Origin of the sequence: Clostridium sp. 1001271st1 H5 (assembly GCF_005845215.1) — a bacterium.
In the GTDB taxonomy this organism is placed as follows: Bacteria; Bacillota; Clostridia; order Lachnospirales; family Lachnospiraceae; genus Enterocloster.
Window position 1 is genome coordinate 1 of the sequence record NZ_SPHO01000043.1, and the last position, 16,073, is coordinate 16,073.

Below are 16,073 nucleotides of genomic sequence, written 5' to 3' on the forward strand. Positions count from 1 at the left end.
GTAGGAAACCGAGAAATGGGCCCAGCCCGCCGCAGATATTGCACCCGCCGTCACCACCGCAGGTGGTAAGCCTATCAGCCTGCACCACTTCCCGCATATAGGGATCGTAGGCGATGGACAAGCCGAAGAAGTTGGGTTCCTCCATGTCATAGGGCCGGTTCTCATCCTCATCCATGTCCTCAAACCAGTGCAGACGCATGGAGTAGTCTAACCCATCTCCCCATGGAAACAGGGTCCGACATCCGCCGCCACACAGGTAGGCCCACTCGTCCGCCGTGGGCAGGGAGAAGCCCCTGTTTTCCAGCATGGCAAGAAGCGCATCGTAGTCTGTGCGGTTATAGATACAGATCTGAAATCCATCTTCTGTCCGTTCTATGCGAGCTGACTGATGCAAGGTAAGACTGCTGCTGTCACTCCAGGCAAAATCCCGGAACTCCTTCAGCCAGTCAGGGTGGGCAGTCAGCCTGGGATCGTCCATTTTGACTGGCTCCCAGTTAATTTCCTCCAGTTCCCGGCCCACCAGCATGGGGCCAATGGCCGCCTGCCGAACGGGAGCCATACTCTCTCCAATGAGTTCTGTCGGGTCCTGCTCCATTTCCCATTCCTGGAACAGATACTCCAATTCCTCCCGGCTCTCCTGATTCAGTCCCACGGCAAACTGCTCCCAGCCCAGGGTGACGGTATCGCCGGGGACAAAGACGAACTCCCGACCATCTTTCTCGAAGATGCCGGTGGTGCAGCTCTGGCCCCAGTGGTCAAAGGTATGTAGACCGAGAAAGGTCATAGTATAACGAGCAGCCAGGCTTTCCATCAGCGCCTGCTTCTCGGTGGTATCCATTTGATTGAATTGGGGACGGGACAGTTTTTCGTTCATGGAAAGTCCTCCTTCGATTCGTTTTGCGTGTTCCAGCAGATAGCTCCGACCATCCTGCTTGGCCCGTTCCAAGTATTGTGGAAGCAGGTCGGAATGGATGGCATCCAGTGAAATCAGAACGGCGATCCGCTGGTATTCCTGAAGTTCAGGAGAGTAACAGTTGCGCTCCCAAAACAGCGGAGCGAATTGTTCCACACAGTCAGGACGCAGAGCAGGCATCGCCAAAAGCGCCCGCCGGCTCACATATTCATTGGGGTCCTTTGCGAAATCCAGAATTATATCCCTGACTTTCTGACTACATGAGCATTCCGGCAGATAGGCGGCAAACTGCCACTTGGCCTCATTCTCATTGGAGGCTGCGGCCCTGCGGCAGAGGCACTCGAACCATTTGGGATGGGAAGTGGTTTCCTGTATAAATCCCTCCGCTTCGTTGGCCCTGGCAATTAAATAGACCATCTCATCCAGCAGGACGCTGTCTGCCATTTCTGCATTCATTTGGGTCAACACATGGCAAAAGGCATCAAATATATCATTCCACGCAGGGTAATCGACCTCCCACGCACCGCCAATCTCCTCGGTGGTTTTTCCGGGATAAGTGATTTCTTGCCACTGATGAAATTTTCTTGCCTGCGCCAGCAGGCACTCCCTGATGTCCTTTGCCATACGCTTACCTCACAATTCTTTGCACAGGTTTCCCAGTTCCAATGCCTGTTCCACAAGGTCCAGGAGCAGGCTGGAAAAATTCTCGGCAATCTCCTCCAGATCGGCATAGTCACAGTTATAGCCCCGGACTCTGCCGCTCTCCAAGTCGATAAATACGATACTCCCGTCACCCAATCCTCCGATTGGAAAGGTGGGGCCGTGGTCATATTCGCTCATGTAATCCTCATAAGCCTCTTGAAAAATCGGGTAGGCTTCTTCCAACTCTTTCAGTGTGAAGATCCACGGCTCCGCCAAATAGCAGCCGCCGAAGTTCAAAAGTAGCCAGCGGTACTCTGCGGGGATGGGAGTATACCTGCTTTCAAATCGTTTCACAGCATCCTCCGGTTCTGGGCAGGTACCCTTTGTGAAGGGGCTTACTTTATAAGCAGTTTGAATTTTACTGCGGTTTTTTTCCAAATTCATGTCATGCATTGTATTTCCCTCACAGAGCATCCAGGTTTTCCTGTAAATCGCCCTGCATCAAGTGCTGGGCAATGGCTTGGTTCAGTGGCTTATGGGGGGTGATAGGCTGCCTGCTCTACATCGTGCAGGCACTCCTCCATCAGTGCCTCCGGAGAAATGCCTTCCCGTTTGCCATAAAGATGGCCGAAGGCATAGCACACGGACTTGAGAAAGCCGAAAATATAGTCATGATTTCCACGCATACTGGGCAGGTCATTGAACGAGCCCATGCCGCCGTATGCCCGAAGATGGTGGGCAACCTCACGGCGCTGGGTCCAGTCCTGAATATCCCTCTCCAGCCAGTCGATCCAGTTTTGAAATTCTGGATGGTCTGCCAGAAGGATGGAGCGCAGACAGGTCAGAGCTTCGGTATAAATATCTGTCTGTTTCATCAGAACCCTCCTGATTCTTTTAACGCTCCATCATAGGTGTGGCTTTCCCAGATGGCCTCAAATTCCGCTTTCTCTATGACGCAGGCGTGGAATTCCTCGCCCCAGACATGAGCGTTCAGTTCATCTACGGTGGGGATCGGCGTGATCTCGATAGCGTCTTCGTAAAGGTCAGGTATGTTGTGGGTGTGACCGTCCATAAAGATGTCAATGGAGCGGAGAGCCAGCCGCTCATTTCCTGTATCCACTTCATAGAGGATCACCGACGGTTCTCCCTCCGGTGCGCCCTCCCAAAAGAGTTTGATGTACTCGATCATTCCATTTCCCTCATTTGAACCAATGCCACCCCGTCATGGTGCCAGTTACTTCATCTATCTGTACCGCAATATCATAATTGCCGCGACAGCCCAGCAAAGCTGTAGGATGGTCGTTTTCCAGAATCAAATCATAAAACTCAACCGCTATGTCTTGGAATTCCTTCGGAATCTCCAGTGCAGAGAAGAAATCCACTGATTGAGCATTTTGGAAAAATTCAATGGCCGTTTTACTGCATTTTACTATAATCCCTGTTTGAGTGGTCAACTCTTTCATGCTTTCGCAACCTCGCTCATGTTCAGATACATCCCCATCGTTTTTTCATTGTCACAGGCCGCCCGGATCATTTTGGACAGCAGCATCAGGTCATCGATGTATTGGGAGTACACGCAGAACACATCTTCGTCGGAGTCGAAGTGAAACAGATCCACGCCGCTGTTGTTTTCCTCGAACTCCTGGATCACGCCCCGGACAAGCCGCTCCCAATCCTCGCTGCTGCCGATCAGTCCCAGCCGTCGGAATTCCTCTGTCCGGAATCCGTCACTGATTTTCAGCAGAAGGGAGATCGCATAGGGGTGGTGGGGAATGAGAAAGAATGGCGCGATCTGCTCCGGCTTCGCCCAAATTTTGAAGGGCGGGCGCGGGTCAGGTATCCAGGGCAAGATTTCCCATTCGTCCTCCGGTCGGTTTCCGTATTGGCAAAGGTCTTTCATAGTGTTCTCCTCATTCGATGTCGTTTCGTTCTTCTTTTACATCCAGTGGAGCACCGTCCAGAGATGTGATCTGTGCCAGCTCTGTTTCCGTCAGATTTTTCAGGAAAATGCAATATTCGTCCGGGTGGCCTCCCACAAATTCCATTTTAGGCATCCCGATCTGCTCCGGGTCGGTAATCCACAGGCAAGGTTCTCCTGTTGCCCAAAACCGAGTCAGGGTAAGAATTTGGCCGTTGAAAATAACTTCCTGTTCCATCCTCATTCCTCCTGCATTTGCCTCAGCAGCTTCACGATCCGCTCCCGGTTCTTTGCGGTTTTCATGAAGGTGGGGAGATGGTCAGCCTGGGTCATTTTCGCTCTTCCCGGCGGCTTTTCCCGCAGGTCGGCGCTGAGATAGCCGATCAGATAGGCAAGATGTTCTCGGTTGAGTGCCCATACAGGTTTTCCCTGAAATGAAGTCAAAAACCATAGTTCCAACCCGAAATAAGGTTCTCTCCCATCCCTGATTTCGCCAATATATGAAAACGCCTCCGCTGTTTTATGAACTTCTCCCGACATGGTTTTCCCACAATAGGGACAGGCCACATAGAGAACGGAAAAGTGCTGTTTTGCTGTATCTTCAATATCCACTCGATAGTACCTGCCGCAGTTTTTGCATTGGTTATGGACATCATAACGGTAGATCGTCCGGTCGCGGGTCTCCTGATGGCCGCAGCTCAGGCAGCGGAAATAGGCGTTGTCATCATCCGCTGTTACCATGCCCGTGCCATGGCACTTGGGGCATTTCACCTGGATGCCGGAGGTCAGGGCGTTGTATGCACTGTATGTAAAGTAGGGTTCATCAATGATTCGGCTCATGCGCCCGCACACTCCTTTCAGAAAATTACTTTCACAGCCGAAACCGGAATGGTTTCAAATCTTTTGCTTTGATTGTCAGATTAGAAACGCTCTTTTGCAGGACCTTTACCTGTTCCAAATACTCCGCAGGTGCGTGGATCTGCTCCAGATAGCCTGCATAGCGGATAATCTGATCCAGCGCCCGTTTCCTGTATTTTGCGATTTCCCCCAAATGGGAATAACTGCGGCCTGACACATAGCTTGGAACATCGATAGACCGAATTATTTCTATATCAAGCGCCCCATGTTCCTCTTTCTCAGATTTAATGGTGGACAGCATATCTTCCACGGAAAAACGGATGCCGCGCTCGCAGAGAAACCGCAGTTCATCAAACAGGTGGTTCGCCACAAAGTGTTCAGCCAAGGGCTCAAAAATTACATCATCCTGATACCAGCCGCCGTGGGCGCAGGAGATCAGTTCACGGTATCGCTTTTCTGCGATCCACTGGCGCAGCACCTCTTTGCTCCCACGCATCCATGCGTCCAGTCGGACCTTTGTTTCTTCGGGACTATCGTTGGATGTTCCATAGCAGGGCAGACCATTGTCTTTCAGCCACTTGGTCACTGCCTTGCTGAATTTCGTGTAACTCAATCTATTTCCCCTCTAAAGTTTCGCAATCTCATCCAACCAGAAAGTATCAATTTCAGAAGCACAGTCAAGTGTCTTTAACAGATGTTTGTATTCGCTCAGATTGGGATTTTCCTCATCTGCAATGATACGGAACATGAGAGAAATCGTGTACTCAGTTGGTTTTCTTTTCAGCGATGCGACTAATTCTTCCTCATAGCCCTCATGGTAAAACTTCTCCATAAAGCTACCCAACGGTCCAGGACCACCGAAGTCAATATTGGGAGAAGATTCAATCAGTTCCAAGATCGGCCTTACAGCATCAAACGGTTTTTCGCACTGTTCCAGTTCATCAGTCAAATCATAGGCCGGATCTATAAACTGATATTTGTCGCCTGTGGTAGCAGCCTTGTCGATTGCCTGTTTCAGTTCTTCCAACAATTCTGTAATCCTTGCATCCATATTCAAGCCTCCTTGATCATCAGATTTGGGACAGCGTTTTTTTCATGTCCGCCAAGTCTTTTCCATCTAAACCGTATGCCTGCTCAATCAGATTCGCATACCGATCTGCATACTGCGAGAACTCTGCTTCACAGTGCAAATCATACAGCAGCAGGCAGCCGTTGTGGAATACAACAGGATCTGGTTTCACCTTTTCTTTCTCGACCGCTACAAGACGAAGCACCTCATCGGCAATGGTACACCGCTCCGACTGGTCTTTGAGTTTAGACAATGCCATTCGCGCATAAGCGGCAATCTCATCCTGTTCCTGTAGGGCAATCGCTGTCAGTTCTTTCTGGACTAAGAGGAGAGCCTTTTTGTCCCACATCTCTGTGCTGCGCAGAAGATCTACTACCAGCATTCTTCTGTGAAGATCCCGATTTTCCCAAGAGTCCAGCTCTAGCAGCAAATCCGTTTGCTTTATCTGATCTGGTTCGTGGGCCCAATCAAGCAGCTTTACCCGAAAAACCTGATAGGCCGACATCATTTCCATCCATGCCGAGCTATGATCCCTGCTGAACTCTATCATGCAATGTCACCTCCTCAAAAATCACGAAGTTCCTCAAACTTTTCAATCAGGGCTTCTTTTTGGATCGCACTGTCCGGGAGTGCATCCAGAATACCCCGCAGGGCCATGTAGATCTCGTCCCGCTCCTCGGTTTCGATAAAGCCCATCTTATTGAAGGTCTGGGTGTAGGCTGCCACCGCGTCCAGCGCCTGAGCCTGGGCGCCCTCGCCCGGCTCAGCGGCCAGCTTCATCAGCAGGGAGCGGGTCTTGCGGTATTGACCGGCTGCCTTTTTCGCAGCGGCGGCAGGAATATGCTCCGCACCGTCCCAGCCCCGGAAGGGATTGTCCAGGTTTTGCGCCAGCCACTCCGGTTTCCGGGGTTTGGTAATCCGCAGATCCATTCCCGGCTTGCTTTTCCAGAGCTGCTTTGCCGCTTTTGCCGCTGTCTCCGGCAGGCTGGTCATCCAGAACCAGCGAAGCTCCGGCATCTGCTCTGGGGTAGGGATGTCGTCCGCCCCGAAACCGAACAGGTCGAAGGTGGATAGGTTCGTCAGTTCCCGGACCCCTCCCACGGCGGAGAAGTTCCCCAGGTTTCCCGGCGCGCCCCAGAGCCTCAGCTCTTTCAGATGGGGATGGACAGCAGCCAGTCCGGTCAGATCAAAGTCCTTCAGCTGGATGCCATGCAGCCCCCATAGGTTCGGCAGTTCCGTGTGCGGGCAATATTGCCCGATAAATTGGAGGGTCAAACCGCTGCCATCTTCGGGGGCATGGATGGTACAGGCGTCCGGGCCCTTGTTCTGGAACAGGAGCTGCTCCGTTTCCTCACCCAGCCACAGTTCCTGAAGGCCGGTCATGTCCAGCATCAGCTTTCTGATGCTGGTGCCCCGCAGATCAAGTGTCCTCTGACCGTGGTTCAGCAAAGTCAGTTCATCGAGGAAGGGATTTCCACGCAAAAACTCCAGCAGATCCGGGTGCCACCGCTCGCAGATGAGGTCGGAGAGGCAGGGCAGCGCCTTTAGTTCCAGCGCCGAATCGAATGGCTCGTACTGGTCCGTCACCCGATGGCTGCTGACCTTCACCGGGATACCGCCGATCTCCGTTTGCTCGTCGCTCTCCATGGCCTCCTTGAAAGCCCGCCGCCGCTCCTCCGGAATCTCCTGCCATCGGATTTGGAGGTACACATCATAGCCGTCGTCCCAGCCGCCGTAGGAGCGGCAGGGCTGGTCGGTGAAGGACGGAAGTGTACCCACCAGCGTGTACTGGGGTGGGATTTCCACCGGCACCCGCAGCAGATGAAGGTCACGGGGCCAGTACATGAAGTCCTTGTAGAGCGGGCGGAGATGGGGCAGTTCCTCCGCCGTCAGAGGGGTGTCACCCACCCAGTCCAGAGAGAGGATCACCGCCCAGGGCTGCTCACTTACCGAGTCCGGCGGCGCGATATAGGCCACCTGACAGGCGGTGTAGCGTTTCAGATATTGGTTGTAGACGGTATAAACCTCCCCGGCATTGGCTTTCATGGCGCTCTCCTTTGTTCTGTCACATTTTTAATCCTGCTCTCGATAACTGGCTTCAATGTCGATGAAGCGCACATACACGGCGCAGACTTCGCCCTTTGCGTCATAGCCGAAGTAGACGGGATAGTAACCGTCACCCCAGCCAGAGGAGAAGATGGGCAGGTTGCAGTCCGTGTCCGGCACTGTCCAGTTGAGCCAGTCGCCGCAGTCCCCCTGATATTTGGGGTGAGCTTGGGCGTTTTCCTCCAGTAAGTCGCAGAACAGGTCGTTGTAGGGGTCGATGTCCGGGTCCTCCTCCAGCCGCTTGGCCCAGTATATCTTGAAGGCCGCCTGGGTCTGGATGTCCGCAATACACCCCATCCCTGCATCCACGCCGAAACCGAAGTAGTCGTCATCTCCCAGCGCCGCGTCCAGATTCTCGTTGCCCACCATGCCCAGCTCATAGCGGACAGGCTTTTCCTGAGAAACCGCCACCTTGACGCAGGCGTAGCGGTCGCCGTATTGTTCGCTGGGCACCACACAGATTTTCACTGGGTAAGTTCCGGCGGGGATCGTTTGAAGGAACGGCAGAGTGTCCTCCAGCTCCACCAGCGGATCGCAAGCGAAGATCTGCCCGGTGGGGAAATGGACGGCACCGATGTCCAGTACATCCACCGCCATGTTCCCAATCACTTTCTCTGTGAAATGGGCCTCTAAGTCATCTTTACAGGTCAGTTTGTTCTTGATTGCTTCGTATTTGTTCAGCCATTCAGTTGTAGGCATATCAGTTTCCTCCTGTTGATTCTGTTTCTTGATGTACACACTCTTTGAGCCGTCCCAATAGCAGTTCACACACCGGCCATCCTGAAAATGATGGTCACAATTCGGGTAGCCATAGAGAACATGGGCACATTCCGGGCACAGCCCCATCATCTGTGAGGAGCCTTTGAAAAACAGGCTTCCACACTCATCACAAAGGGCCAGTTCTTTTTCTGCCATAGGGCTCACCAGTCCCGTTCCCGGATAGCCTCCTCGGTGTCAATAGGAATGCCAAACCACTCCAGAATGTAGGCCACGGTTGCCGCGATACATTCCCGTGCCACCGTTTCGATCTCGCTGTCGTGCTCGTCAAACTCCTCCTGGAGATCATTGATGCCGCAGACCGCCTCGTCCAGCGTCTCCTGCACCACTTCGGTGTCGGTTTCGCCGCTCTCCAGCAGATCGATGACCTTCTGAAGTTCATCCTTTACCTTGTCCACCAGAAAAGTGGGATAGTAATTGTCCTGATACATCTCGTCCAGCAGTTTGTAATTGGGGTCAAATGCTTTCATCGTGATTTCTCCTTTCTCATTCAAACATCAAACCGTATGATTCGGTCAGGCTTCCGTCGTCCTCGTGAAATATACACTGATACAGAGGCTCACGCTGGGTTGCTTTGCGGAACCGCTCCAGAACCGGAGCCAGCGGCTCACCGGCAGGGATGCCGAGGGCATCAGACACCCGTTGCAAGCTGTCCATATCCATATCTTCCAAGTTACAGTTGCGCTGTCTCTGTCCATACTCCTCCAGTGTTTTGGAATCTACATACTGCTTTGTGTCACAGCAGTCGTGCCAGCAGATACAGCTCACAAGCAGGGAAAAGAGATCATCCATGCTCTCGGCGAGACGGCCTGCCTCCCCTTCGCTGCTGTAATATCCAATGGAGCCATCTTCCAACAGGTGGTATTCTCCGCCGGAGCCATCTCTGGCAAAGGCCATGCCGGGCAGGGAAAAGGTGCATCGGCCTTCTGCGTCATTCCGCGGGGATAACTCATCCAGCAGGAAGAAGTCAAACAGCGAATCAAATTCATCCGCCAAATCAGGGTTTTCATGCAGTATTTTCAAATAATCCATTGTCGTTTTCCCTCCGTTTACGGTTCTTGGGTCATTTTGCGCAGCTGTTCCAGCCACTGTGTTTCTTCGATCATCTCATCGTTTTGGTAAAAATGGTCTTTATCGCGGGCCAGATGATCGGCAAGTAGAGCCGCGTCCACAGGAGTGCAAACTGTAAAACTGTCCCGATCCGCGCCCTTGATCTCTCGGTTGAGGTAGTACACCCGCTTGGCATCGCGGGAATACCAGTGCCCAAGCAGTTCCCAAGAAGTCAGTTCTGCTTTGGAAAGTTGTTTGCCGTAGGCATAGATCCGTTTCTCATCCCTGGCAAAATAGGTATCGCCCAACGAGCGGAAAGAGGAAACTTCCGCGCCCTTGATGATCTTCACCTTGCCGTCTCCGTTGTGGAAGTAGACCTGCCGGCTGTCCTTTGCATATCCCTGGGGTGCACCCGAATCGTTCTGGCCGTTGTCTAATACCTGGAAGGCTGCCAGCTCTACATCTGGGATTCTCCCGCTGGTGGTGTAGACGGCTGTTTTGTCCATCGCATAGGCATAGTTTAACACCCGAAACGATGCCGGGTCTGCTCCACGAAGGCGAATCCCACCAAGAAAGCAGGCCGCAGAGGATTTGCCCCAGTAATGCCAGCAACAGAAGTCTTTGGGCGCAACACCCTTCAACAAGCCGTTTTCATATAGGCCGGAGAAATAGACGGCTCCATCCCGAAGGAAAAATTCGTTGTCCACTGGCTCTGTGTTGGTAATTGGTTGCAGCGTTTCTTCGTGCTCGGCTGTGATGCTCAACTCGATCTCATCGTCGCTGTAAACTAAGTAGAGCCCATGAGGGGCTTTTCTATCGAAATGCAGTTCAATGTCACAATATTTGAGTATCAAAGGCTTTCCGCCGCTTCTCATGGTGGAAACGGCATCGGGCTTCCCGAAGATCTCTATGACCTCATCCTGCGACATTCCAAATTTTAGCGGTAAAATGTCCCGCGGATTCTGCAATATTTGATTGCGCCAAATAGTAAAGTCCTGTTTCATAGTTTTCCGTCCAGTGCCTCCACAGTTTTCATGGCAGCGGAATCAAATTTGCACTGCCGCAGTTCCCGTTCGATTAGGGCAAACACATCGGGGAAGCACTCGATCTCGTCCTGATACTCATATTTCGCATACAGTTTCCCGTACTCCGAGATCCAGACCTCTGCCGGGTAGTAGTAGCCGATGTGACCGATGGGCTGGCACTTCTGACCGGCAGCCTGTTCGATCTCCGCCAGCTCACAGCCGGACATATCCCGGAAATAGGCGTCCTCCAAATGGTTTTTGATCCCGTTGACCAGGTAAGGGAACAAAGCAAACTCAAAATCCGCCGCCCATTTCAGCTTTTTCTGCGCCAAGTACCACTCACAGCACAGGCCGAAATACTTGCGGTAAAACCGCTGGGTGGTCTTCATCATCGGGACGCCATGATCGGCGTAATACTGCTCCGCAATGGAAATATCCACACTGCGGCTTTCCTGCCATCCGGCGTACTCCATCAGCTGCTTGACCTTGCTTTTGAGATCGCCGGAGATGGGGATGCGTTCTTTGATCATTCAAATCATCTCCTGTCTGCTGTGAATCAAAGTTCATGTGGATACCCGATCTTATCCAGACCCTCCTTGATTTCTTCCCATTCGCTGCGTTTCGGGTTCAACGCAGTGACCAGTTCTTTTGTCACTGGCACCCCGTCAGCAAGCTGGCGCACAGCCTCCAAAGGCAGATCGGCTGGATAAAACCACTTCCCGTACTCCACATAGCTCAACGGATTGCCATCAATCGTGGAGAGCAAATCCTTGGATGCGTCCTCGCCGTCCATGGGATTGCAGTGCCATGTGGTGCCATCTTCCGTCCAGACGCAGAAGGTGCTTTTCATCTTTTTGACTTCACAGCTGCTCATGAGCTTTTGCAAAGCAGAGGGCATTCCATCCGTCAGGTCTTCGATACGGGGAAGTTTTTCCTCCCAGTCGTAGAGTTCGGAATCCACACCGTTGATCACGCAGCCTTCTGGCGCAAACATGACGATCATGCTCTGGTCACTGCCATCAGTGGCAAAGAATGCCTCTTTGCCTTTTCGCCATGCGGGGTTGTATGTATAGTGGCGGATGAAGTTCCATTCCTCCTCCACCATGATGATGTCCAGAGCTGCCAGCCCTTTGCAGAAGTTTTTCAGGCGCTCCGCATTGGGAAGGCCAGATAAATCTCTTGTGGAAATCATGTGGTTATCCTCCTGTCTTTCATCACCACAGTCGGTCAATCTGGGTATATATCTTATTCGGTTCTCTGTCCGTAAAACTGGTCAATGAGTCGGTGGACTCCGTAAGCGGCATCACATTCAAAATATCCAGCACATAATACCAGATTCCTGTATCCCAGTCCCGGAACCGCCCATTGCAGACAGCCCGACCATAATCACCAGGAATCAAATCCAGTGCCAGCTCATTGAGGGGCTGTTTCTGCCCGGTCTTATTGTAGGTATATCGCTCCGGCATCGCACCAATATGCCAATCATAGCGGTAACGCACCTGGATTCCGGACTCCTGCTGAATCAGTTCAAAAGGGTGAAGTCGCATTGTACCATTAGGCTTCCATTCCATCAGCCTACGACAGTCCCTATCAATCCGAAATCCATCGGGCCTCTGTACGATAGATGCAAAGTGAGTAGGTAGGCCAAAGGAATAATAAGAGAAGAAGTCTTTAGGCAGCCGCATCGCTCTGGGATACTGGTTCCGTTGTGCGGCGGCGTTTCCGCCCCGGCAGTCTTTATACCATTGCAGGCGGATCTGCTGGATCAGAAGCGTGGGCAGATATTTTTCTCTTTTTCTTTCCTCAGCTCTCATGGGTGATACAGAAAATCTCCTTGTTCAAGTCAAAGTAGATCACCATCAGTTCGTCAGTAATCTCCGGATTGAAGGACAGGTCCAGAATGAAAACTTGCTGATCCATCTCGTCATCCACCAGGCTGCCGAACCGCTTGAGCTTCAAAAAGTCTACCATCTCGGCAAAGGACAGCTTGGATGGATCGGTTCCCGGAAAGAGTTCCGCCGCAATATCCGGGCCTACATCGTCTCGGTGGAACTCCATGAAAAATGTCACAACGCTATGGTAGCGGCTGTCCTCGTCCGCCAGCGCCGCTTTGATGGCGGCCTTGGCCTTTTCTGCCAATTTCTCCGCCTCATCCAGCATTTCTCCCACCGTATCCATAGCAGCAGGATCAGCAGTCAGTTCTTCCTCTACATCAAAGAGAAAGGGCAGTCCCGATTCCTCGGGAAAGTTGAAGATTTCCTCGCCGGGCGTATATGGTAAATCAATGCGTTTACAATTCAGTTTCATAGATACACCTCCTCATTGGTTTTCCAGATGGGGTAATGGGATTGGTGAATAGACCACTGTATCTCCGTCATTATCCATCTTGAGAATGATAGCAAATTCCGCTGTATTGCTGTCCTGTCCCTTTGGGAGAGGACAGATCATTGGGGGGCAACGCAGGGCAGCATGGTTCGTGGTATTATTCCAATCTTCCATGGCAGCAGATAAAATGACATCAATGTGTGCCAATACCTTCTCAATGGAACCCACTGAGATGTTGTAAAAAGTGGGGTTTTTATGATACTGCTCTGTGATGAAGTTTTTATAGGTTTGCACTGGCATAAAGCAAAATTCCCAATCAAGGGGATACAACCCAAGCCAATACTCATACAGTTTCATCTCTGCGCCTCCTTATCCCTCAATGTTGGCATCTTTGACGCCCTTTTTCAAGGAGCCGTAGACCGTCACAGCATGGTCGGTGAACATCTCATCGCAGTCAAACCAGGCGGTGAAGCTGCCGCCGGAGGTGACGGACAGGCTGGTCATGCTGATCCGCCGGGCAAGTTCTTCCTCCGTAATGGGGTCTGTTTCCGGATTTCGGGGGGCTTCCTCATCTTGGGAAAGCCAGTTGTTGGCCAGCTCGGTCAGGTTCTTTGCCGCAAGCTCCCGCATGGCCTTGTCCCAGGTTTCACAGTCGGCCAGCAGCTTTTTGGCGGCACTGCGGGCGCGGGTCCAGGAGGGCTTGCTCTCGGCATTGACCTCCAGGGAAAGAAGCACATCCTTTCCGCGCCACTGGATCTCACCCTCAAAGGCATCATGGTCCTTGTCCAGCTCGAGCTTTCCCAGCACCTGGTCCTGGATCACCACCGGCTTGTGGTACTCGTCCAGAACGGCCCCGAGTTCCGGGCAGTCCTCATAGGTCTTGACCACCTCAGAGATACACCAGGGCCGCACCACCAGATCCTTTGCCCATTCTTCTTTCATCCGGCGGATCTTCAGGCGGCAGATCTGCTCGTTATGAAAGCGTCCCCAGCCCTTGTCGCTGTTACGCTCCTCGTCGGTGACCGGCCACTCCAGCCGCTCCTCTTTGGTGCTGACCTTGCCGGTGTCACAGAACACCACGCCCAGTGTCACAATGGTCATTTCCCAAAAGTTGCCTTTCCAGTTATATCCGCCCCCGATGCAGCGATTGATCAGAGCAATCACTTCCTGCTCCTCGGGCTCGTACATCTCATAGAATTCTTCAAACATAGATCATTCTCCTTATCCCGCCGTTTGATTGCGGTATTCCTTCTCCAGTTGGGTGTACCACCGTTTCAGCATGGTTTCCAGACTGGTTTTTCCTTTCCGATCAAAAAAGGCAAGGAACTTGTCCAGCAACTCAGGAAACAAATATTTACCGGTATTTGTCAAGTCCTGGTTGATATAGACCATCCGCAGGATACGGCCCTGCCGGTCCAGAGGGTTCTTTTTCAGCAGTTCCTTTTCAAAGCAGAAGCGCAGGAATACCACATTCTCGTCGTAGAAGTCCTCCACCACAGCCGCGCCGATGCTGGTGTATGTGATGTCGTACACCAAACGGCTCCAATCAAATTTCTCGGCATAGAGAAGTTTCAGCGCCTTCGCCCAATGTTCCTCCGGGATCACCAGCATCCTGTGCTGGGCGGTGCTGGAGTAGCCGTGGTAGACGGGTTCCGGCTACCCCAGCAGTTCACTCACACTGTCGGCGTAGACGAAGCACAGCTCCTCATCGAACAGGCCACCGATGAAGTTGCCGTTGCAGTACAGCATATAATTCTTGGACTTTGCCGGAGAATAAGAAAGGCTATACTCCTGCGAGTCTAGGCTTTTATGTACCTTGTTCAGAAAGTCTATGGATGTCATCGGTTTGCTCCTCCTATTTCAATTTCAGCACAAATCCCCAGATGCTCACCACAATCAAGAGGACACCCAACAGAAAGAAAACCACACGCCGGTATCCTCTGCTGCGTCGATGGGCATCCCGCGTACCAGTGGGGTCGCAGAGCCAGTTCCAGTTGCGGATCGCTCCGATTAAAATCACGGCCCCAATGAGCACCGAGACAATGTACCAATGCTCTTGCAAAAATGCTGTGATCTGTTTGCTGTTCATTCTACTTCCTCCTCACGCAAATACCTGCTGGTATTTCTCTTTTCATACTGTGCGACTTTTTCAGGTCTGCTGATGCTGCATGGATACGATATGGCAGTCCGGGCAGAATTCCACATAGAGCGTGCCCTCCGCACAGTCAAACACCATATCCCACTGGATTTGGGCCAGATACTTCATGGGCTTGCCGCAGTGAGGACAGGTCGTATATTCCGCGTCCTGCACCCAATTGGCAAAGCCGCCGATGGTATTCACATCCTGGCAGGCCGCACCGTAAAACAGGGGCACAGGCGCTTCGTCCAGCACAAAGGGATTTTCCGTGAGGGCCTTGTACTCCTCGGGACTGACATAGCAATCCGTCTTCTCCGCGCCGTCAAATAGCTCAGAGGGAAAGACCTCCACGCCGCCATCCAGGGTAAACCGGTTGAAGGCGGGGCCTTTGAGGAATCCCACGCAGCTGGGGCAGCAGGTGGCAGTCAGGATACCATCCAACCCCAGAAATTTCAGACGCTCATCCCGGCCGTCCAGCACCAATATATCCACCATGCGTCCGCCGCAGTGGGGACAGGTATCTTCCCGTTCTCGGCCAATGCGGACGGGAGATTTCTCGCCAGTGGTTCCCTTGACCATAGGATAGCAGGTGTCGAAGTTGAGTTGGATTTTCTGGCCCTCCTTGTCGAAGGTCCAGCCTCCGATCTGCGCATAGCTGGATGGGTCTACATAGAGGCCCTTGCGCCAGGGCCGGGGATTTCGCTCCAGCTCCAGCAGAGTCTCCATTGCCTTGTCATCTCCTTGCATAGCAAGGCAACTCATCAGGTTGGAGGCCGCGCTGGAATATTCCGCGGACAACAGCGCATGGATCAGACCATCCCGCACATCGGCGGGAGCATGATAATAGATCTCACAGGGCCAGAACACCTCTGCGGCCAGTGCCACTCGCTGAATCTCCGGGGTGATGGCATCATGGTAGCCAAGCAGCTGCCAAAAGTCGGCGAACTCTGGGTCCTCCATATCAGCCAGCCTCTGGATGTTCTGTATCAAGTTTCTTTGTTTTTCGACAATTTGTTCCGGCGTCCAGGCCAGAGCAGCTTGCCGTTCTTGCTCGCACTTACATTTCCAACACAATCCCTCATAACCCAAGGGGGTTCCACAGCTGGGGCAGGTATATTTCAGACTCATGTTCTCATACTCCTTTCAGGCAATAAAAAAGCCCCACGCCGCACTGTCATAAAGACAGGCTGACGCAGGACATGAAGAAGCCGCGTTGAAGGAGCCGCATCCACCAGCGGATGTAGTTTCTTCAA

Annotated in this window: 23 protein-coding genes and 2 pseudogenes; all 25 read right to left on the reverse strand. The window is 52.5% G+C overall.

All coding sequences use genetic code 11. The features are described 5' to 3' along the window. Positions 1 to 1,537: hypothetical protein (locus FGS84_RS29985; protein WP_138311823.1), on the reverse strand; the 1,537-nt coding region annotated here is incomplete at its 3' end. A gap of 9 nt (positions 1,538 to 1,546) precedes the next feature. Next, the gene (locus FGS84_RS29990; RefSeq protein ID WP_330385453.1) at positions 1,547 to 1,909 is read right to left on the reverse strand and encodes an SMI1/KNR4 family protein; all 363 of its coding nucleotides are present in this window, start codon (positions 1,907 to 1,909) and stop codon (positions 1,547 to 1,549) included. Between the two features lie 109 nt (positions 1,910 to 2,018). Next, positions 2,019 to 2,430, reverse strand: a pseudogene (locus FGS84_RS29995) (hypothetical protein). Then, positions 2,430 to 2,744, reverse strand: a complete 315-nt coding sequence (locus FGS84_RS30000; protein ID WP_138311824.1) for a hypothetical protein — start codon at positions 2,742 to 2,744, stop codon at positions 2,430 to 2,432. The pseudogene FGS84_RS29995 and the gene FGS84_RS30000 overlap by 1 nt, the downstream one beginning before the upstream one ends. Before the next feature lie 10 nt (positions 2,745 to 2,754). Then, on the reverse strand, positions 2,755 to 3,018 hold the full coding sequence (locus tag FGS84_RS30005) for a hypothetical protein (RefSeq protein WP_003524806.1): 264 nt from the start codon (positions 3,016 to 3,018) through the stop codon (positions 2,755 to 2,757). Continuing rightward, positions 3,015 to 3,455, reverse strand: coding sequence for an Imm51 family immunity protein (locus tag FGS84_RS30010; protein ID WP_003524800.1), 441 nt, complete (start codon positions 3,453 to 3,455; stop codon positions 3,015 to 3,017). Before FGS84_RS30010 ends, FGS84_RS30005 begins: the two co-directional genes overlap by 4 nt. A 10-nt stretch (positions 3,456 to 3,465) precedes the next feature. Beyond that, positions 3,466 to 3,711, reverse strand: a complete 246-nt coding sequence (locus tag FGS84_RS30015; RefSeq protein ID WP_003524798.1) for a hypothetical protein — start codon at positions 3,709 to 3,711, stop codon at positions 3,466 to 3,468. Between the two features lie 2 nt (positions 3,712 to 3,713). Beyond that, positions 3,714 to 4,313: a hypothetical protein gene (locus FGS84_RS30020; protein WP_055650642.1), complete on the reverse strand. Its 600-nt coding sequence runs from the start codon at positions 4,311 to 4,313 to the stop codon at positions 3,714 to 3,716. 31 nt (positions 4,314 to 4,344) lie between these two features. Then, positions 4,345 to 4,944 (reverse strand): hypothetical protein, encoded by a 600-nt coding sequence (locus FGS84_RS30025; RefSeq protein WP_138311825.1) that lies wholly within the window; start codon positions 4,942 to 4,944, stop codon positions 4,345 to 4,347. Between the two features lie 12 nt (positions 4,945 to 4,956). Next, the gene (locus FGS84_RS30030; RefSeq protein WP_055650640.1) at positions 4,957 to 5,382 is read right to left on the reverse strand and encodes a hypothetical protein; all 426 of its coding nucleotides are present in this window, start codon (positions 5,380 to 5,382) and stop codon (positions 4,957 to 4,959) included. Between the two features lie 19 nt (positions 5,383 to 5,401). Further along, entirely contained in the window at positions 5,402 to 5,950 is a 549-nt protein-coding gene (locus FGS84_RS30035; RefSeq protein ID WP_138311826.1) for a hypothetical protein, read from the reverse strand. 14 nt (positions 5,951 to 5,964) lie between these two features. Then, a complete protein-coding gene (locus FGS84_RS30040) occupies positions 5,965 to 7,446 on the reverse strand; it encodes a hypothetical protein (RefSeq protein ID WP_138311827.1) in 1,482 nt (493 codons plus the stop codon). 27 nt (positions 7,447 to 7,473) lie between these two features. Next, positions 7,474 to 8,421 carry a DUF4241 domain-containing protein gene (locus tag FGS84_RS30045; RefSeq protein WP_055650637.1) on the reverse strand — a complete coding sequence of 316 codons (948 nt, stop codon included), beginning with the start codon at positions 8,419 to 8,421 and terminating at the stop codon, positions 7,474 to 7,476. Between the two features lie 5 nt (positions 8,422 to 8,426). Further along, complete coding sequence (locus tag FGS84_RS30050; RefSeq protein ID WP_055650636.1) at positions 8,427 to 8,753, reverse strand: DUF5713 family protein; 327 nt, start codon at positions 8,751 to 8,753, stop codon at positions 8,427 to 8,429. 16 nt (positions 8,754 to 8,769) lie between these two features. Further along, positions 8,770 to 9,315 (reverse strand): hypothetical protein, encoded by a 546-nt coding sequence (locus tag FGS84_RS30055; RefSeq protein ID WP_138311828.1) that lies wholly within the window; start codon positions 9,313 to 9,315, stop codon positions 8,770 to 8,772. Between the two features lie 17 nt (positions 9,316 to 9,332). Then, complete coding sequence (locus FGS84_RS30060) at positions 9,333 to 10,337, reverse strand: DKNYY domain-containing protein (protein WP_138311829.1); 1,005 nt, start codon at positions 10,335 to 10,337, stop codon at positions 9,333 to 9,335. After that, the gene (locus FGS84_RS30065; RefSeq protein ID WP_138311830.1) at positions 10,334 to 10,888 is read right to left on the reverse strand and encodes an SUKH-3 domain-containing protein; all 555 of its coding nucleotides are present in this window, start codon (positions 10,886 to 10,888) and stop codon (positions 10,334 to 10,336) included. Before FGS84_RS30065 ends, FGS84_RS30060 begins: the two co-directional genes overlap by 4 nt. A gap of 26 nt (positions 10,889 to 10,914) precedes the next feature. Beyond that, a complete protein-coding gene (locus FGS84_RS30070; RefSeq protein ID WP_138311831.1) occupies positions 10,915 to 11,550 on the reverse strand; it encodes a hypothetical protein in 636 nt (211 codons plus the stop codon). A 22-nt stretch (positions 11,551 to 11,572) separates the two neighbouring features. After that, on the reverse strand, positions 11,573 to 12,172 hold the full coding sequence (locus tag FGS84_RS32050) for a hypothetical protein (protein WP_138311832.1): 600 nt from the start codon (positions 12,170 to 12,172) through the stop codon (positions 11,573 to 11,575). Further along, on the reverse strand, positions 12,162 to 12,665 hold the full coding sequence (locus FGS84_RS30080; RefSeq protein WP_138311833.1) for a DUF2004 domain-containing protein: 504 nt from the start codon (positions 12,663 to 12,665) through the stop codon (positions 12,162 to 12,164). Before FGS84_RS30080 ends, FGS84_RS32050 begins: the two co-directional genes overlap by 11 nt. 12 nt (positions 12,666 to 12,677) lie before the next feature. After that, positions 12,678 to 13,040: a hypothetical protein gene (locus FGS84_RS30085; RefSeq protein ID WP_138311834.1), complete on the reverse strand. Its 363-nt coding sequence runs from the start codon at positions 13,038 to 13,040 to the stop codon at positions 12,678 to 12,680. Between the two features lie 12 nt (positions 13,041 to 13,052). Next, complete coding sequence (locus FGS84_RS30090) at positions 13,053 to 13,892, reverse strand: DUF2262 domain-containing protein (RefSeq protein ID WP_138311835.1); 840 nt, start codon at positions 13,890 to 13,892, stop codon at positions 13,053 to 13,055. 12 nt (positions 13,893 to 13,904) lie between these two features. Further along, positions 13,905 to 14,525 (reverse strand): annotated as a pseudogene (locus FGS84_RS32055) (hypothetical protein). A gap of 13 nt (positions 14,526 to 14,538) precedes the next feature. Further along, entirely contained in the window at positions 14,539 to 14,772 is a 234-nt protein-coding gene (locus tag FGS84_RS30105; RefSeq protein WP_138311838.1) for an immunity 17 family protein, read from the reverse strand. A 60-nt stretch (positions 14,773 to 14,832) separates the two neighbouring features. Next, positions 14,833 to 15,948 carry a hypothetical protein gene (locus FGS84_RS30110; RefSeq protein ID WP_138311839.1) on the reverse strand — a complete coding sequence of 372 codons (1,116 nt, stop codon included), beginning with the start codon at positions 15,946 to 15,948 and terminating at the stop codon, positions 14,833 to 14,835. Positions 15,949 to 16,073: the final 125 nt, after the last annotated feature.

Bases quoted from the DNA above. Each gene is read 5' to 3' on its own strand.
- FGS84_RS30020 (WP_055650642.1), bottom strand. From the start codon at position 4,313: ATGAGCCGAATCATTGATGAACCCTACTTTACATACAGTGCATACAAC.
- FGS84_RS30055 (WP_138311828.1), bottom strand. From the start codon at position 9,315: ATGGATTATTTGAAAATACTGCATGAAAACCCTGATTTGGCGGATGAA.
- FGS84_RS30085 (WP_138311834.1), bottom strand. From the start codon at position 13,040: ATGAAACTGTATGAGTATTGGCTTGGGTTGTATCCCCTTGATTGGGAA.
- FGS84_RS30015 (WP_003524798.1), bottom strand. From the start codon at position 3,711: ATGGAACAGGAAGTTATTTTCAACGGCCAAATTCTTACCCTGACTCGG.
- FGS84_RS30040 (WP_138311827.1), bottom strand. From the start codon at position 7,446: ATGAAAGCCAATGCCGGGGAGGTTTATACCGTCTACAACCAATATCTG.
- FGS84_RS30035 (WP_138311826.1), bottom strand. From the start codon at position 5,950: ATGATAGAGTTCAGCAGGGATCATAGCTCGGCATGGATGGAAATGATG.
- FGS84_RS30080 (WP_138311833.1), bottom strand. From the start codon at position 12,665: ATGAAACTGAATTGTAAACGCATTGATTTACCATATACGCCCGGCGAG.
- FGS84_RS30010 (WP_003524800.1), bottom strand. From the start codon at position 3,455: ATGAAAGACCTTTGCCAATACGGAAACCGACCGGAGGACGAATGGGAA.
- FGS84_RS30050 (WP_055650636.1), bottom strand. From the start codon at position 8,753: ATGAAAGCATTTGACCCCAATTACAAACTGCTGGACGAGATGTATCAG.
- FGS84_RS30105 (WP_138311838.1), bottom strand. From the start codon at position 14,772: ATGAACAGCAAACAGATCACAGCATTTTTGCAAGAGCATTGGTACATT.
- FGS84_RS32050 (WP_138311832.1), bottom strand. From the start codon at position 12,172: ATGAGAGCTGAGGAAAGAAAAAGAGAAAAATATCTGCCCACGCTTCTG.
- FGS84_RS30005 (WP_003524806.1), bottom strand. From the start codon at position 3,018: ATGAAAGAGTTGACCACTCAAACAGGGATTATAGTAAAATGCAGTAAA.
- FGS84_RS30045 (WP_055650637.1), bottom strand. From the start codon at position 8,421: ATGGCAGAAAAAGAACTGGCCCTTTGTGATGAGTGTGGAAGCCTGTTT.
- FGS84_RS30110 (WP_138311839.1), bottom strand. From the start codon at position 15,948: ATGAGTCTGAAATATACCTGCCCCAGCTGTGGAACCCCCTTGGGTTAT.
- FGS84_RS30070 (WP_138311831.1), bottom strand. From the start codon at position 11,550: ATGATTTCCACAAGAGATTTATCTGGCCTTCCCAATGCGGAGCGCCTG.
- FGS84_RS30060 (WP_138311829.1), bottom strand. From the start codon at position 10,337: ATGAAACAGGACTTTACTATTTGGCGCAATCAAATATTGCAGAATCCG.
- FGS84_RS30000 (WP_138311824.1), bottom strand. From the start codon at position 2,744: ATGATCGAGTACATCAAACTCTTTTGGGAGGGCGCACCGGAGGGAGAA.
- FGS84_RS30090 (WP_138311835.1), bottom strand. From the start codon at position 13,892: ATGTTTGAAGAATTCTATGAGATGTACGAGCCCGAGGAGCAGGAAGTG.
- FGS84_RS30030 (WP_055650640.1), bottom strand. From the start codon at position 5,382: ATGGATGCAAGGATTACAGAATTGTTGGAAGAACTGAAACAGGCAATC.
- FGS84_RS30065 (WP_138311830.1), bottom strand. From the start codon at position 10,888: ATGATCAAAGAACGCATCCCCATCTCCGGCGATCTCAAAAGCAAGGTC.